This is a genomic window from Aeromonas sp. QDB14 (assembly GCF_027707845.1).
Taxonomy (GTDB): Bacteria; Pseudomonadota; Gammaproteobacteria; order Enterobacterales; family Aeromonadaceae; genus Aeromonas; species Aeromonas caviae.
Window position 1 is genome coordinate 1 of the sequence record NZ_JAPCJD010000086.1, and the last position, 16,599, is coordinate 16,599.

15 protein-coding genes are annotated in these 16,599 nt (G+C 54.9%); 10 read left to right on the forward strand and 5 right to left on the reverse strand.

Annotated elements, in window-relative coordinates:
• The first annotated feature begins 132 nt into the window (after positions 1-132).
• The 10 genes from PG887_RS19365 (at position 133) to PG887_RS19410 (ending at position 10,101) form a co-directional block, all read left to right on the forward strand.
• Entirely contained in the window at positions 133-681 is a 549-nt protein-coding gene (locus PG887_RS19365; protein ID WP_270822637.1) for a recombinase family protein, read from the forward strand.
• Positions 682-735: 54 nt separating this feature from the next.
• Positions 736-3,060, forward strand: a complete 2,325-nt coding sequence (locus tag PG887_RS19370) for a hypothetical protein (protein ID WP_270822638.1) — start codon at positions 736-738, stop codon at positions 3,058-3,060.
• An 85-nt stretch (positions 3,061-3,145) separates the two neighbouring features.
• Positions 3,146-3,724, forward strand: a complete 579-nt coding sequence (locus PG887_RS19375; protein ID WP_049637137.1) for a lecithin retinol acyltransferase family protein — start codon at positions 3,146-3,148, stop codon at positions 3,722-3,724.
• 50 nt (positions 3,725-3,774) lie between these two features.
• Positions 3,775-4,200, forward strand: a complete 426-nt coding sequence (locus PG887_RS19380) for a DUF2787 domain-containing protein (protein WP_270822640.1) — start codon at positions 3,775-3,777, stop codon at positions 4,198-4,200.
• Between the two features lie 10 nt (positions 4,201-4,210).
• Positions 4,211-4,483, forward strand: a complete 273-nt coding sequence (locus PG887_RS19385) for a hypothetical protein (RefSeq protein ID WP_270822641.1) — start codon at positions 4,211-4,213, stop codon at positions 4,481-4,483.
• Positions 4,484-4,572: 89 nt separating this feature from the next.
• Positions 4,573-5,070: a RadC family protein gene (gene radC, locus PG887_RS19390; RefSeq protein ID WP_270822642.1), complete on the forward strand. Its 498-nt coding sequence runs from the start codon at positions 4,573-4,575 to the stop codon at positions 5,068-5,070.
• Positions 5,071-5,164: 94 nt separating this feature from the next.
• The gene (locus PG887_RS19395; protein ID WP_270822644.1) at positions 5,165-5,509 is read left to right on the forward strand and encodes a type IV toxin-antitoxin system YeeU family antitoxin; all 345 of its coding nucleotides are present in this window, start codon (positions 5,165-5,167) and stop codon (positions 5,507-5,509) included.
• Positions 5,510-5,898: 389 nt separating this feature from the next.
• Positions 5,899-7,125 carry an ABC-three component system protein gene (locus PG887_RS19400; RefSeq protein WP_270822645.1) on the forward strand — a complete coding sequence of 409 codons (1,227 nt, stop codon included), beginning with the start codon at positions 5,899-5,901 and terminating at the stop codon, positions 7,123-7,125.
• Positions 7,122-7,787 (forward strand): ABC-three component system middle component 1, encoded by a 666-nt coding sequence (locus PG887_RS19405; protein WP_270822646.1) that lies wholly within the window; start codon positions 7,122-7,124, stop codon positions 7,785-7,787. The genes PG887_RS19400 and PG887_RS19405 overlap by 4 nt, the downstream gene beginning before the upstream one ends.
• A complete protein-coding gene (locus PG887_RS19410) occupies positions 7,762-10,101 on the forward strand; it encodes an AAA family ATPase (protein ID WP_270822647.1) in 2,340 nt (779 codons plus the stop codon). The genes PG887_RS19405 and PG887_RS19410 overlap by 26 nt, the downstream gene beginning before the upstream one ends.
• 251 nt (positions 10,102-10,352) lie before the next feature.
• Here the strand turns inward: PG887_RS19410 and PG887_RS19415 are convergent, their stop codons facing one another.
• The 5 genes from PG887_RS19415 to PG887_RS19435 are packed head-to-tail and all read right to left on the reverse strand — an operon-like array spanning position 10,353 to position 16,531.
• Positions 10,353-11,066, reverse strand: a complete 714-nt coding sequence (locus PG887_RS19415) for a M48 family metallopeptidase (protein WP_270822648.1) — start codon at positions 11,064-11,066, stop codon at positions 10,353-10,355.
• Positions 11,066-14,185: a type I restriction endonuclease subunit R gene (locus PG887_RS19420; RefSeq protein ID WP_270822654.1), complete on the reverse strand. Its 3,120-nt coding sequence runs from the start codon at positions 14,183-14,185 to the stop codon at positions 11,066-11,068. Before PG887_RS19420 ends, PG887_RS19415 begins: the two co-directional genes overlap by 1 nt.
• Positions 14,186-14,224: 39 nt before the next feature.
• The gene (locus PG887_RS19425; RefSeq protein ID WP_270822655.1) at positions 14,225-14,920 is read right to left on the reverse strand and encodes a hypothetical protein; all 696 of its coding nucleotides are present in this window, start codon (positions 14,918-14,920) and stop codon (positions 14,225-14,227) included.
• Positions 14,913-16,166: an AAA family ATPase gene (locus PG887_RS19430; protein ID WP_270822657.1), complete on the reverse strand. Its 1,254-nt coding sequence runs from the start codon at positions 16,164-16,166 to the stop codon at positions 14,913-14,915. Before PG887_RS19430 ends, PG887_RS19425 begins: the two co-directional genes overlap by 8 nt.
• 2 nt (positions 16,167-16,168) lie before the next feature.
• Positions 16,169-16,531, reverse strand: coding sequence for a restriction endonuclease subunit S (locus PG887_RS19435; protein WP_270822659.1), 363 nt, complete (start codon positions 16,529-16,531; stop codon positions 16,169-16,171).
• Between the last annotated feature and the right edge of the window lie 68 nt (positions 16,532-16,599).

Genomic DNA, 16,599 nt, shown 5'->3' on the forward strand with positions numbered 1-16,599 from the left:
ATTGAACTGTCAGGAGCTGGCTGCACAACAGCCATTATGCCCAATCAACTGGTGCAGTCGTCTTCTGAAAATGACAAAGGTGCCTATTTCGTGAGTGTCACTAGGGCTTGCCCTATTGACCGGGAGGAGACCATGGCACTGGTAGGTTATGCACGCGTGAGCACGGTAGGCCAGAGCCTGGATACCCAGCTTCAAGCGCTGGCCGAGTGCAGCAAGATTTTCCAGGAGAAAGTGAGCGGCGCCAGCGATGACCGGCCCCAGCTCGCCCTGCTGCTGGATTGTGTGAATGCAGGCGACGTGGTGATGGTGACCAAGCTGGATCGCCTGGCACGCAACACTCGTCACCTGTTGGAAATATCGGAGTCCCTGCAACAGCGGCAGGTGGCCCTGCGCATCTTGAACCTAGGCGTCGACACCTCAACCCCGACCGGCAAGCTGATGCTGACCATGATCGGCGCCATCGCCACCTTCGAGCGGGAGCTGATGCTGGAGCGCCAAGCCGAGGGGATCGAGCTCGCCAAACAGCGTGGGGCCTACAAGGGCCGCAAGCCCACCGCGATGGCGAAGGGGAACGAGGTGCTGGCGCTGGCCGAGCGCGGGTTACCCAGGGCCGAGATCGCAAGGTTGGCGGGGATCAGCGTTTCCAGTGTGCAGCGCATCCTCAGGGCAACAGAAAAATAATGCCGAGGCGTTTCCCGGCACATGGGATTCATATTCAACACAAGGAAGAAAATAATGAAAAAACATCATCATCTCTCGTTAATCGCCGTTCTGGTCCTCAGTGCTTGCGGCGGTGGCAGCGACAACAGCAGTAGTGATAATGGCAGCAATGGCGCTCCTGCCGATATCACCCTAACCGGTCGCGCCCTCTCCGGCGACTATCTGGCTGGGCAAGCCGTCTGCCTGGACCTCAACGCCAGCCAGCAGTGCGACAACGGCGAACCGCAGACCACCACCGACAGTCAGGGGCGTTTCAGCTTCACCCTGCCAGAAACGCAGCAGGCCGACGCCAGTCAGGCATGGGCCATTCTTGCTGCCCCTGCCACCTCGCCGAAGGCTGCTGCTCGGGCCGCCGCTACCCCAACCCTGTTTGGTTATGTTGACGGTACTGAGTTTGTGGTCAGCCCCTATACCCACCAACTGGTCACCAGCACCAACCCTGAGCAGCGCAAGACCCAATATCAATCCAGCATCGCCACCAAGGAGAAACAACTGATTGCCAGCGAGCTGGGGCTGACGACGCAGGAGGCCAGCGAACAGAAGCTGTTTGGCGACTATCTGGCGGCGGGTGACGAGCACAGCGCAGCCCTGGCCGAGGAGGCCGCCATCAAGGAGCAGCATGTCGTTGAGGCGAGCGCCCTACAAGCCGAGCTGGCGGCGGCCCTTGCCACCGACAACCCGCAAGGATGGCAATCGGTCACGGTCAGCATTCGCAACCTGCGCGAGTACAACCGCAATCAGGACATCTGGCAGCAAATCCGCCTGCAAGAGGTTGTCTACACCAAACAGGTTGAGGCCATCGAGACGACCCGCACCGAGAGCACCCGCTGGCTGCTCGATGAACAGGGCGGCTATGATGCCCAGCAGCCACTGCGCCGCTTTATCGACGAGGAGCACAAGCACTGGGACAGCAAGCAATATAGCCTGTACTCCACCTGGGATTGGAGCTACGACGAGAGCGGCAATGCCACCGTCAAAGGCGAGAGTATCCGCAGCGGCACCTTCAGTCAGGATGCGAATGGTCTCTACAGCTACCACACCACGGAGTTCACCAACGAGGGCACGCCCGTTCCCCAGGACACGACCCCGTTGCCTGAGGATAGTTATTGCGAAGGCTTCGATATTCAAGCCGAGTTCGCCCGCTGGCAAGCCGACCCAAGCCTGACGGCGCTCGACCAGTGTGTCGGCAATGTACTGCAAAGCGATGACCAGGAGAGCCTCGACAGCCAGGGCGCATGGACACAGCACCGCGCCCTGACCTTCTGGCTCAGAGGGGAAGACCCCATCAATCCCAATGGCCCCCCCAGCAGCTACGAGACCCGCACCAGCGTTGTCACGGCGCAAGGGGACACGCAGTTTGTGAACCAGCAGGATAACCAGGCTCTGACCATCAACGCTCCGGCGCTGGGTCAGTCTCCCTTCAACCTCACCCGCGATGACAAGCTGAGCCATACCGGTGACAGCGCCATCAAACTGGCCCAGCCGATTTGCGGCGGGTGCGCGGCGACCGAACTCGACAGCAGCATCCCCGGCTTTGGCAAGGTCGAGCTGCAAAACTACAACCCGACCCACTGGCGCTCGCTGGCCGGGGCCTATCTGGAGCAGGATCACCAGAAGCAGGCGAACGGCTTCACCCTCGCTAATCGTTTCTACCAGCTGGACGTACGTCAGCCTGATGGGCTGGCCAAGCCATTGTTCTTGAAATACGCGGGTAATAGCACGCCGTTTATGACTCAGGACTGGCAGTTTGATAGTGCCAGCCAGACCCTGACAGCCACCCATCACTACACCCCCGTTGCCGACCTTGCCGATGTCTGGCCACTGCCACACCAGGTCATGCAAGGTGACGCGTTGGAACTGAAGGCAACTGTCAAGCTGGTGCAATCCAACGGCTTGCCCAGCGCCACGCAGACCATGACGGTCGATGGCGGTCATGCCATCAGCACGCCCACTTTCGCAGAGGGGCTCTTCAGCTCGCCGCTGCGCTGGAGCGTGCAGAGCAGCGACACCAGCCCGGATGGTCAAGAGTTTGCCGAACTGCTGTTTGGCACCGCGCCGCTGAGCTTCCATGCCAGCCGTGAGGCGGGTATCAGCCAGGGTATCTGCGGTGGCGACCCCGCCACCGTGCGTCAGGAATTGCTGTTCGCACCGGTCGGCGGAGACATGGTGGTGAGCGTGGTCTGCGATGGTGTCGATGTGGCGCAGCAATATCTGTTGCGCGTGACCACACCGTTCAACGGCACAACCTTCCAGGCAGAGCTGCAATTCTTTGCCGATGGCGCCAACATCTACCGGGAGGCCCCATTCGAGCGTACTCAGCTCACCTTTACCAAGCAGTAAACACCGCTAGTTCGACAACATAAATCCCACAGGGCGTCACCACATGGTGACGCCCTTTTTCATTTCCAGTTCATAAGGAACCGCTATGACCCTTCCCCCTCTCACCCTCGGCGACCACCTCGCCGTCCAGCGCCTTGGCTACAGCCACCACGGTCTATACATCGGCGACGGACAGGTTATCCATTACCAAGGACCGTTTGCCAGCAATGACCAAGCGGGCCACATCGTGCTGTGTTCGCTCGATGAGTTTCACGGCGAGCAGCCGCTACAGGTGGTCTCTCACCCACGTCGTCCGTTCAGTCCGAAAGAATGCGTGGCACGGGCGTTCTCCCGCTTGGGCGAGCAGGACTATCACCTGCTCTTCAACAACTGCGAGCACTTTGTGCAGTGGTGCATTGAGGACTGCCACAGCTCACCCCAAGTGAACCAGGCTACCACCGTTCTCGCGGCCACCGGCAGCCAGCTGCTCAAATCCAGCCAAGGCAGTCAGGCCGTCACCAGCGCCTTGATGGGGGCCTCCGCCAGCTTGGCCAGTGCCCCGGCAACCGGCGGCACCATCTTGTCTATCACCGCCGTCAGCGCACCGGCATGGGCACCGCTGGCCGTGGGCGTTGCCGTCGCCTATGGCACACACCGGTTGTTCAAATGGCTCACCGATGACTAACCCCTTCATTCGTCGCTCAACCACTTCATCACCACGCAAGGAGCAATCCCATGACCATCATCTTCAACCGGGACGGCATCAGCCTGCCCGTGAGTCAGGCGCTGCTGATCCTGCTCAGCCAAGAAGCAGAGCGCACCGATCTCGACCTAAACCGCTGCACCCAGCTCACCTTCCACTTCCGCAACCCCGGTTACAGCGCTGAGCAAGGCGGCATTCATCCGGTCGAGATCCGCTTGGTACGCGGTCTCGATGACTGGCTGTTCGATTACGTCACCGACTTCAGTTATCAGGGGCTGGGGCAGGATGCGGAGCTCTGCAAAGAGCTCGATTTCAACTTCCTCGACGGCGAGCACTGTATGCAGGGCTGGGGGCCGCTCCGGCTGGCAGAGGCGCGAGAGCTGTTCGCGCTGTGGCAGCGCAACTTCGTCGCCTACTGTGGGCAGGAATGCTTCAGCGTCACCGTCAGCGGAGATTAGGAGGTGTGTGATGACTCACGAATTACCGCTTTCCCTTGAGCTGGAGGGGGTTCACGACAGTGGCGGGCAGACCCGGGTGGTGCGGGACTACGGCTTACGGGTCGACGGCTACGCCCTCTACCTGCGCTACCAGACAGAACGAGGCGACGCACTGGCCGAATGGCTGTGCGATCACCCGGAGCGGGAGTGGCTTTATGGCATCGGCAACCTGCTGGCCACCAGTTACCACCTCCCGTTGCACGACCTGACACCGCAAGGGCTGGCCCACCAGGCCTCCCACTGACCCACTCACAGCAATCCCCCCTTTATCGCAAAAAAACACACCCCACCGGCCCATCGGCCAGTGGGGCGAACGCTTTTGGAGGATCAATCATGTTGCATCAGAAACTTGCCGCCGGGGAGCAACCCGGCACCTACAGGGTGACCGACCTCGTCACCGACGAGGACTTGCTCTCCATCGCCCAGGCGGTTGCCCGCCAGAAACTCGCCAAGGGCATTGCCATCACCGATAAGCACATGGCCCAACAAGCCTTGCAAGGGCTGCTGCAAACGCGAGAGCGCGAAGTGTTTGCGGCGCTATTCCTCGATAACCAGCACAGGATATTGGCCTATGAAGAGCTGTTTCTCGGCACCCTGTCTGCCGCAACCGTCTACCCCCGCGAGGTGGTCAAGCGGGCATTAACCCTCAATGCCGCCGCCCTGATGCTGGTGCATAACCATCCATCGGGCTATCCGGAGCCCAGCCGCGCAGATATCGAGATCACCCAGAGGCTGCAAAGTGCCTTGGCACTCGTGGATATCCGTACTCTGGATCATCTGGTGGTGGGCACAGAGGGCGTGGTGTCGCTGGCAGAGCGGGGGCTGTTGTAACTGTCACACCGATCAGGCGATCCATTCGGGAAGCAATAAAGCATGGTCAGAAGTGACCTGCGCAACGATTACCATCACTCGGAGTAAACAGAGCATGAGCACGATAGGCAGTTGGGGATTACATACCCAGGTCCAACCTCGTTTTGGCGCACGGGCCATTGTCGAACGAAGTGGGGTCTCCCTGCTACGGGATCGCAGTGGCGTCTATGGAGAGGCTGACGAACAGTGGTTCACCGACATAGACGCCGTTTTACCGGGGTTTATTGAGCGCCTTAGCAAACTCTTTCGGCAAGGGGAACTGCTGAGCGACCAAGACAAATTGGTGACGTTGAGACAAGGGGAATGGATCTGCCTCGCCAATCCAAAGGCCAGTTATGGCTACCTCTATCTGGATGTCTACCGGCAAGCAGGCGACAGTGTTCGGGCCACAGAGGCGTGAAACCGACACAAAGGGTGAGCCACATACTCACCCTTTACCCAAGACTTCTTTTTTTGGCTCTCTACTGAACCCCTAATGCCTTGTAAACGGCATCCACTGGATCGGCATAGGAGCTGATCTGAAACTTGGAGACAATCTCGGCTGGGGCACTGTCGGTATGTCGGATGCCATGGGTAGTTATTCTCACTTACTACCGCAGTCCATGGCTACCCGCTGGAAGCTATGCTGCGCATTCAACTGTTGCAGAGCGGGTATTCCTGAGCGATCCGACCATGGAAAAGGTTCACACTCATGCACCAGTTCGCGCATCTGACTGAAACGGATAATAGGATCCGTGATATATTCCCAACGCCCAAGTACAGCATGACCGTGTGGTGAAAGGAGTCAACGTGAGCGACGAGGAAGCAAGCAAGTACCCCCATAGTGCCATCTCCACTTGGAGCGGATTTGTCTACCAAGGCAAAGTGGCGCTCTATCACTGCCTCAAGCTAATCAATGAAGGCTATAGTGGATTCGAACTACAGCTGGATAGTACAGACGATTTCGCGATTTACAAAGATGGCAAACTCATTAGCGCGCATCAGGTGAAAGCAAAAATCGGCGATTACCGTAGCAACTACAAGGAGGCCTTAGAAAAATCGGCTAGCCTAGAGCTAGATAGGGTCGCAGGGATCAAAAGGTATTTTCATATATCCCAGCCCATAAATGACCATAGCGATTACGTGGCCTCCAATCGCGAGCGAGTTGAATTCTACCCATATGGTGAATCTCGACATTGCGAACTTGATAAAATAGAAGAACTGACCAAGCAAATCATCAAAAAAATTTATGTCCGACAAACCGTGATTTTTGATGACAGCCTTGTAGACGCGAATTACTGCCTGTTATCAGACAGAGTCAGCTCACAAGCCCTGGCCATCCACGCAAAAATACAAAACGAAGGTGATTCCCAGCGTAAAGCAGCTTACGAAAGCCGAGTAACTGCAGCGAGTATTCTTGCGGACATAACGGACAAGAATCCATACCAAAGAAAAGACTATTACGCCATCGAACTTAAGGTACGCCTTCACACTTACCTTGAGGAAAGGCTCGCGGAGACACTACCAGGTATGTCGGACGCGGCCTACGAAAGAGCCAGACGCATCTATGAGCTAACAAGGCTCTCAGAGGGCGGCGATTTCAAGACACTTTGCCAACTGATGAAACCCTCAGAGAATTTTTCACGCATTCAAAATTCAGATATACGCCGATACTCAGATCTTGTGCACGCGATTAATATTGAGCCTATCTTAATACGAATACCACATTACGTAGATAGTAAGAATAAATTCTACGCCCCAACGGCGCTGTACCTGCCAGAGCCAACAGACAAAAAATACTGTACCTCTGAGATTATTGCAGAAATAAAAGATAACGACGATCTGGGCAGATTACTCTTCGAATTTAACAACCTGATTGCAGCCAAGGCCGCCGAAAGTTTCACAATCGATACCAAATATACAAATTGCTTTGATGAAAGTTCCATTGACGTTCAAGATCGCATCGATAGCAACATCACGAAAAGTTTGTGTATCAGTATTTTAACAAGGGATGACGCAGAGGCTCGACTTAAATGATTATTGACCTTATCCACCAAGCTCTAGTCGCACACGGATTTTCCAAGGTGCAGGACAATGACACAACTGGCTTCTATGTTCGAGAGAACGGTACAGCGATCCGATTTGCAGTTTTGCACAGGTTAGACGAATTGATGAAACCTGGCGATCTCAACGCTGCCATAAATCAGTCCGCACCGGCAGCATTCACAACTGACCCCGCGTTTAGAAAAAATTGTGATTTAATTTGTATTCACCACCTCAACAAGTTGGTCGAATTCAAAAATCACGAAGAGCAAATATTTGAAATTGAAGAAGATCCGCACTTCTACAAAAAATACGTACTCTACTACAGCGATACTGAAGTTGAGGCCATTAAGGAGCTAGACTTCGCCAAGCTAAATGAACTTATTTCAGATAAAACCCAATTCAACATTTACAAAAACGAACCAACAGCAGCCACCAAATATAGTGCAGCAGCAAAGATCTTCATTAAGCTGCCTTTCTTAGCACTCCAGATCAACAAAATAGAATTAGTACCGTTACGCCTACAAATTGAGGAGTCTGTGGCAGAAGCTGACCTTATCAAGACTTATGCAACGGTACAAAAATATGACCAAATAAATGTCGACAATTTAATCAAGGAACTGATTGACGATGAACTGGCAAATCTCAAAAATTGAAATTTCAAGCTTTAAGGCTTTCAAACAAATCCATCTGGACTTCAGCGACTCATCGCTCTTGACATTAGATGGCCCCAACGGATTCGGCAAAACCAGCATATTCGACGCTATTGAGTTACTGCTAACCGGTGGCATAAAGCGCATTCATCAGTTGTTTACTACGCTGATGATGGGTACTAGGACTAATTATGATGACAACCTGCTCTGGAACAATCGTTCTGGCAAGAAAGACCTAGTAATCAAGATTGAGTTCATCAGTGGAACTCGTAAACTTGTTCTGGCAAGGCATACTCCTGCAGCAGATTTTGACGAGAAGTCCAACAATCGAGCTGACCAATTCACTCATCTAACGCTTTACGAGCTACCCGAATTATCGTCAAATGATTACATAGCAGAAAATCGTCGCGACGAGAGTTTCATCGAAGATCTGTTCGGTAAAAATTTTAAAGAAAATTTCTCATACTTAAATTATTTGGAGCAGGGCCAAAACCAGCTCCTACACACAAGAGTGGACAAGCGCAAGGATGCATTAAATAACCTCTTTAATATTAGCGACGTGAAGGCCGAAACTGGCAACTGCAAAGCTATCGCTTTGCGACTGACAAAGTTCATTAACGACCCAAAGCGTGCTATCGATTTATCAAGGCTAAAAACTGAGGCCGATTTTCTCAAAGGAATGATTCAAGCTGACCTAGGAGCAATTGAATATAAAAAACTTTCCACCGCAGTGCTACAGCCGGGCTGGGACAAAGAGCACCCCTTCCCTACCTACTCTGTGGACATCCACGCTGAATATGTTGAAAATATCCAGCGACTTCAAAGTTTGGCTCCACTAAAGAGCGCGATACAGATCAGGGACAAAAACGAGGCAATTGAAAACTACATTGAACTTAATAAGGACTCGGTTAAAAGTCTGGCACGCTTTGGCAGCGATCTGGACAAGCTAAATGGCCTCGACGTCACCAAAAAAGAATTAAACGAAATGATCAAATCTGGAGGGGTCATCAAACGTGGCGCTACAGTCATCAAAGCCGATGAGGCCAAAAGCCTACCGGGATGGGGCCAAGGACGCTTGGACTGGTTCCTTGAGCAAATAGTTACCCGTGACGTGCTTCAGCAAAAGAGCAACTCTAATGCCAACGCTGCTACCGAGCTGAATCGCCTAAAAACAGAGCTGCTGGCTGAGCACGCCAAGCTCTATGCTGACGACCAACACTGCCCACTGTGTGGTGCTGACTGGCAAGCCCATGACAATATGCTGCAAAAGATTGAGCTCAGATCAAAGCAGGTCAACGACACGCTAAGTGCTGATGGCCAGACCCTGATAAGTCTCACAGGGCTGATGACTGCAGAGCTAGCCATGATTGAAGCTCAGATCCAGGCCCGAGAAGTGCAGCTATCCGTTGGGTACAACAATGCCCTGCACAACGCCCTGCTCCGTGATAAAGCTCGGTTGCCTGCAATTACCCAACTCGCCGCCCGGCTTCAGGTCTTAGGTATACAACTCAACTACTCGTTCTCCGAAAATGAGGAGGTGGTAGACACCCGGACTCAGGAGCTGACAGCTTCAATCAGAAACCAGAAAACAGCTGAAACAGAACCTCTGCCGCCAGATTGGAGAAAGGTCATCACCGCAGCCTTCAAAGAATTACAGGACTTTTATATCGTCGAGCCACAAGCGTTGAAAAACAAGGAGCTGTACATCGCGGCTAAAGCAAACGAGGCACAGAGCAGCAGGCTAAAGCAATGCCTTGATGAGCAACAGCTCATCCAGAATGAGATCAAAGCAGCGAAAATCGCTAAAGATAAGGTCAATAAGCTAAAGGCCACATTAGAGAGAACTGAGCGCACCTACTCAGAACAAACTATTGCTGAGATAGAGCTGATTTTCCACATCTACAGCGGGCGGCTTATCCAAAACTATCAGCGCGGCTTAGGTCTGTTCATTGAAAGCAAAGACGGTAAAGAGCTCAGATTCCTAACAGCCGAAAAATCTGAGCATGACGCGATTCTGTCAATGAGCTCCGGGCAGGTGTCAGCGCTCAGTCTGAGCTTCTTCCTTTCGCTGAATAAAGTCTACTCGAATGTACCGCTTATCCTGATCGATGACCCTTCCCAATCTTTGGATGAAGTCAACATCGCCTCTCTAACTGACCTGCTGCGCTGTGAGTTCAGCAATCGTCAGCTGATCGTTTCCTCGCACGAGGACGACATCTCCGCGTATATGCGCTACCGGTTCACCAAGGCAGGCCTTCGCACCCGATCGCTCAACATGCAACGCTTGGCTAAGGAAGCCCTAGTAGCCGCAGGCTAAGTCACCACTACAGGGGGCATATGGAATGTGCCCCCTACTATTTGCTTATTAGTAAAACCACTATGGTTTAAATGTTTTATTTACTTCTTCAATAACTCTCTTTGAAATATGTACAACCTGTTCTGGAGCTGAATGAGGACAGCGTCATCAGCACACTGCCTATTCCCTTTAATACCCAAGGCGCCAACATCAGGAAAATCAGCCAATCTTTGAGTCATTCCATCTGAACCACCCATAGTAACCATTTCCCCTTAATACCCCCACCGATTAAACGCCAGCGGCATCTTGTTGAGCTTCTCACGGTGCTCTCGCCAGTTAGGCAGATGAAGATCTATCAGCGTCATAAAGCGCTCATTATGTTTGCGCTCTAGCAGGTGTATCAGTTCGTGCACCACGATGAACTCCAGGCACTCTGGTGGCTTCTTGACCAATTCGAGGTTGAACCAGATGCGGCCAGCCAAGGTGTTGCAACTGCCCCACTTGGTCTTCATCCGCTTAATGCCGACAAAGCCTGGTGCCACCTTGAGAGCGGATTGCCATTTTTCCAGCAAAACAGGCAACCGCTGACGAAGCAACTGGCGATACCAGCCCAGCAATAACTCCTCACGCTTTGCCGCGTCATAGTGGGCGGGCACTCGCATCCGGATCCAGCCCCCCTGTAACTTGACGCTAGGCGCCTCTTCACAGTGGATGACCTCCAACCGATAACCCCGCCCCCACAGATAGTGAGTCTCGCCACTACACATCTGCCGCTCGCTCTGGCGTGGCTGCGCCTGAAAATGGGCCTGTTGCTGGCGGATCCAGGGCAACCGTCTGACGACAGCCACCCTGATCACCGTCTCCGACAAGCTGGATGGGGCAGAAACGCGCACCCGGCCATCGGGTGGCAGCACATTGATGTGCAGGTTCTTGATCCCCTTGTGCTGCAACTCCAGGGTCAGCTCGCCAATCGTGATAAACGGCATCAGTGGTATTCCTGCTGGGCTTTCACCAGCTCCATCACATCGCTCACGGTCACATCGTATCCTTTGGTCTCCTCTGCGATGGCGTAGGCAATTTCCTTCTCCTTGAGACGATCTCCATACCAGTCTGCCTTCTTGGTGTGGCGTACGGCAGCATCTATCTTGGCCACCAGCACCTCATCCTGCCCCAGATTGTCATAGAGCGAGCGCTTGGCCAGCGTATCGACACTCGCCGGATAGGCACTGCCACCAGCACTGGCCGGATGCTTCACTTTGATAGCCAGTTCGCGCACCTGTTCGAGATACTCCTGATAGGAGATGGCCTGCTGACGACGCAGCGCTATCAACTCATCGAGCAACACCGACATCTTCTCGTAGTACTTGGGGTTGACCGGATTCTCATCAACGATGGTGCGCCGCACGTTATTTTCAATCGCTTCCGCCATCGCGCCCTTATCGTTACGCAGCCCCTCTGGAGCACCGTCGAGCGCCTCCGTCCCCCGTTCGATAATCAACTCCAGCAGGCCCAGCTCCTCAAAGTCCATCAGGGTTTCGCTGGGATCGGCGTCCACATAGAGATCCAGCATCTGACGCATCGCGGGCTCGAACTGCTTCATTTCCACCAGATCGCCGCTGGCAATCTTGATGAGGTCCCGCACCTTGACGTAGTGATCAACCTCCGAGCGGATGCCATTGGCCTGACTGGCGCTGTACCCCGCTTCCTCCAGCTCACTCGCCAGACTGGTAAAGGCCCGGATCAACTTGGCGACACACTGGTAAAGTGTCAGGCGCAGCGCCTCCTTCTCGATCAGTTGCCCCTCATCGGCCCCCGCCTCACAGCAGAAATAGTGCTGGAAATCCGCCTCGGCCCTGGGCGCCTTGACCGGTTCACACAGCGCCCGTACCGCCTCCAGCGCATTGTCGAGATCCTGCCTGCCCTGTGTCAGACGATCCTTGAGCAGCCCGGCCACATCTTCCTTGTCATAACCGTCGAACGCCTCGGCGGTGTAGTCCTTGACCGTCTTCTCAAGCGAGCGGAACAAGTCCTTGTAATCGACGATATAGCCATACTCCTTGTCCTCACCATCGAGCCGGTTCACCCGGCAGATGGCCTGGAACAAGTTGTGATCGGCCATCTTCTTGTCGATGTAGAGATAGGTGGCAGAAGGCGCATCGAAACCGGTCAGCAGCTTGTCCACCACAATCAGCAACCGCATCTGGCCCGGCTCTTTGATAAAGCGCTGCTTGACTTCCTTCTCAAACTTCTCGACCAGCGTGGCCGCGTCCTTTTCGCTTTTATCGAAATACTCCGCCAGCATCTTGCGATAGACCTTGTACTTGGCGAGCGCCTCGGTCTGCCCCGCGCCGGTCTCTTCCCCCTTGATCACGCTGGCATTCGGTTGATAGCTGGTCACGATGGCGCACTTGCCACCAAAACCATGGGAGCTGAACATCTCGTAGCATTTGCAAGCCTGATAGACACTCGCGCAGACCAGCATGGCATTGCCACGGCCATCGGCCAGCCGGGGTTTTTGATCGAAATCGAGCAGAATATCCCCCACGATCTGCTCCAACCGCGAGCGACTCGACAGCAGCTTCTGCATCGAGGCCCACTTCTCCTTGAGTTGCTGGCGAGCGAGGCGCGACAGCGCCTTGGTCTTCGTCTCAAACCACTCGTCCACCTTCTTCTGGGATTTGACCTTCTGATCGATGTCGCGCGCCTCATAGCGCAGATCCAGTACCACGCCATCCGAGACGGCCTCATCAAACTTGTAGGTGTGGATGTAGGGGCCAAACACCTCCACCGACTTCTTCTTGTCCCGCTTCATCAGCGGCGTGCCGGTAAAACCGATAAATAGCGCCTCGGGCAAAATGCTCTTCATGGCGCCATGCAACTTGTCAGACTGGGTACGGTGGCACTCATCGACAAAGACAAACAGCTTGCCCTTGGGGTAAAAATCGCTGGGCAGGCTCTGCCTCATCTCGGCGATAAAATCATCATCACCCGTCCTCGCCCCCTCTTTCCCTTCGATATGACGGCCAAATTTGTGTATCAAAGAGCAGATCAGCCAAGGGGCGGCCTGATTCAGGACGGTCACCAGGTCGGCCCCGTTCTTGGTACGCAGGATCGTCTCCTCTACCCCGCCGAACACCTTTTCGATCTGCTCGTCCAGCTCGGTGCGGTCGGTGATGATCAGCACCCGACTGTCTTGCACATTCTCGCGGATCCACTTGGCCAGCCACACCATGGTCAGGCTCTTGCCGCTGCCTTGGGTATGCCAGATGATCCCCCCCTCACGGTGCTGGATATATGCCTTGGCGGCCTGAATGCCGAAATACTGGTTATGGCGGCAGGTCTTCTTCACCCCGGCATCGAACACGATAAAGTCGTGGATGATCTCAAGAAAGCGCGCCTTACTGCACAACTGGCTCAGATGCAGATCCAACTTGTTGGTCGGCTCGACGGCTAATGGTGAGCCTGTTTCCTTCCACTCCAGATAGTACTTCTCGGGAGTCTCGATGGTGCCGTAGCGCACCCCCTGGGTGTCGTTACCGGCCATCACCAGCTGCATCGTGGTGAAGAAATTGCGGATAAAATCCTGTTGCTGATTATCGAGGTTCTGGCGGATCCCCTCTGCCACCGAGACGGTGGAGCGCTTGAGCTCGATCACCCCGAGCGCGATCCCGTTGATATAGAGCACCAGATCGGGACGCTTCTTGTTTTCCCCGGTTACCGTCACCTCTTCGGCGATGGCGAAATCGTTGGCCTCGGGCTTTTGCCAGTCCATCAGCCAGACGGTTTGGTTCTGCTCACCCGCCCCCTCTTTATCCTTCACGCCGTAGCGCAGCAGGCCGTAGATCTCCTTGTTGGCATCGTAGAGGTGACGCCCGCCTCCCAGACTTGCCGCCTGTTCTAACTGACGCAATACCCGAGGGATCAGCGCCACCGCCACCCCGCGTTTCTCCAACCAGGCCGTCAGCAGCGCGGGCTCGATATTGCGATTGTTGGCACGGGTGTGCCAATCACCGAGATACTGATATCCCAACTCCTCAACAAAAAAGCGGATCACCCGCTTCTGAGTGATCCGCTCCCGTTGCCCTACTGCCGCCGCCGATACCATCTCAACTCCTTACTCGATGCTCTGCCAGACAAAGCCCCGTCAGGAGCAAGCTGTCTGAACCTCAGTTTCAAACACCAGTGCCTGACCACAGATAGTCTTCACCGCATCCCAGTTCTGCGTTAGCGCCGCCGCCTTCAATTGATAATCACGCCGGGTCTTGTTGACCCTCATCGCCTTCGGTAATTGCGCCAGACCATTCTCCACACGGGGATCACACTCGGCATTGGCCAGTAATGCGTGATCGGCTGGTAAGAGCGAAGCCGCTAGCCAGGTTCCCGAGGATTGCGCTGGCAAGCACAACACCGTGCGGCTTCCCACCGTCGCCTGCCCCAACCAGCTTTGCAACACGGCACTCAGCGCATTGACGGTGTCAGTCACCGGCGGGCAGACATGGGCACAAGGCAACACTTCCCAACCTGATGGCTGCACCAAAGCTGCAACCTCTTGTCCCAGATTGCCGTAATCCATGGCCGCAACATCCACATCCAGATGAATGATGATCAGATCGAAACCTGCCAGCGTCGGATCCTGATCGACGGGGCCAGCATGGCGCTGACTAGTTGCATAACACCACTTCAGCACCCCGCCCCAGCCAGCTCCCATCTCAGGCAAGCTCGCCTCTGGTTGCAACTGGGTCAGAATAAAAGCCCCTGGCAAAATCGCTTTTAGCGCCGCCTCAATGATCACGAAATCCGTCGGTCCTTCCGCCACCAGGGCGATACGCAGATCAGACATTGGGCACCGCTCCCAGACTCCCCATCAACCACAGACGGGACAGGGGATATTGCGCATTCAATCCCAGCAATGCCGGGGTCAGCTCGATCCGCCGATAGCAGGTCAGGCCATTGCTATTGCGCTCAACCGCAAACAACCTGACTTCGGGGTCCGTCAGGTCCAACCCATCCAATACCGCCGGGTTGTGGGCGGTGAACAGCAATTGGCGCTCGGGATCCTGATATTTCAGCCAGTTGGCCAACTGCTTGGTCAGGCTGGTCACCAGCCGGGGATTGAGCGCTTGATCGAGGTTATCTATCGCAAAGATTTTGGGCGATTGCGGCAACAGGCATAACGCTGCCGTAAACAGCACATAGAGCGCCCCCTCGCTGGCATCGTACGCCGTCAGTTCGTTGCGACTTTTCTGCATAAAACGGTCGGTGAACTTGAGCAGGTGCTTGCTTCTGGGCACCTTGGGCGAGAGCAGCGTGCCCGCCTGAGAGGTGATGGCCACATCGGCCACCCAGTCGATCAGCGCCAGTACCTCATCCAGGATCTCCTCCCCTGCCTCCCCCTGACCTTCCAGATGAGTACGCAGCATCTCGAACGCCTCCGCCAATTGCCCACCATTGAGGCCCATCGGGCGGCGTGATTGAAGATCAGGCGTGATCCCGCGCAAGGTCGGCGTATTGGGGCAATAGATCGCGTACTCCTGCAAGGCGCGCATCAGTTGAGCAGCTGGATTATCCTCTGCCAGCTCGACCATCTTGAGGGCCGCCAGCCCCGCCAGCGGGTTAAGATTTTTTTTGTTCCGCACCCCATCGGCGATGATCTCGTCGCTGCCATCGGACAGGAATTCAGTCTTGTACTTCCAGGCAGGCTCGGGGGATTCCAGCGGATTGAGCAGGGAGACCCGATAACACTCGCTTAACGCCCCCGATACCTCAATGCCGATATGGGTCGGGGTGCGCTCGCTGGCAAACGAACTCTTGTAGAGCCGGGGCACACCAGCCCGCACCCCACGGCGCAGCAGACTCTCGTCATCGACCACCCCGTTAGCCGCCGCCCCCAGCACACCGAGCGCCTCAAGCAGGTTGCTTTTGCCGACACCATTGGCGCCGATAAAGCAGTTCACCCGCCCCAGCTCAATGGGCTGCTCCTGCATGATCGACTTAAAGCCGTGCACGGTCAGATTGCGTATCAACATCGTCTCCTTATCGGATTTACCTTGGTTGCCTGCACCATCGTCGAATCTACTTTCTACCATCTTCACGCCTCCTGGGGCAGCGGCAGGCGGATACGGCCGGTCAGCAACTGCTGCATCATCCCCTGCTTCAGAGCGCGGGCCTTGGTTAGTTTCTGCTCCAGCGCGGTAAGTTCGCTATCCATATCGGAAAGAATGGTGGCGATGGCGGTTTGTTCTCCTATTGCTGGTAAGGCAACAAGAAACTCTTGGAATGTGGGTAATCGCAAAGAGTCTACTGTTGCCTTAACAGAGTTTTCCATTGCATGAGCACCAAAGTACTGCCTCATCCATAGATGCAAGAATTTCCCATATACCCCTGAAAAATCACGAATAACATACACTCGTTGGTGAGCCTCAAACTTGCCATTTACATAATGAAACCTGATTACCCATGACCCTCAGCCAGCTTCAAGAGCCGATATGGCATCGGAGGGCTTGCCACGACTGCATGCCC